This is a genomic window from Neoluteolibacter marinus (assembly GCF_014904755.1).
Classification (GTDB): domain Bacteria; phylum Verrucomicrobiota; class Verrucomicrobiia; order Verrucomicrobiales; family Akkermansiaceae; genus Haloferula; species Haloferula marina.
Map to the genome: position 1 here is coordinate 1 of NZ_JACZFQ010000329.1, position 285 is coordinate 285.

Annotated in this window: 1 protein-coding gene; it reads left to right on the plus strand. The window is 67.4% G+C overall.

What is annotated here, in order from left to right; genetic code table 11:
- Positions 1 to 172: 172 nt before the first annotated feature.
- Positions 173 to 285 (plus strand): SsrA-binding protein (locus IG178_RS25115; RefSeq protein ID WP_193215286.1); only part of this gene is annotated, 113 nt, incomplete at its 3' end.

Consider the following 285-nt stretch of genomic DNA (forward strand, 5'->3'; position numbering starts at 1 on the left):
CGAGACCGCGGTGAAGATCCTGGTGTCGCCATCCGGCAAGGGTCTCTGAGCGAGGACGCAGGCAGGGTCGGCCGAGTCGGCCCTGCCCGCTCGGCGTAGACTGGTGCGTCCGCCTGGACCCCGCCGGCGTGCCGACACCCACAGACTGCGCTCGGGAGAGTGATCCGGCCTGATGGCCAAGAAGAAGAAGCAGAACGACGACGGCCGTGACGTCGTCGCCAACAACAAGAAGGCCCGGCACGACTACGAGGTCCTCGACACCTACGAGGCCGGGATCGCCCTGAT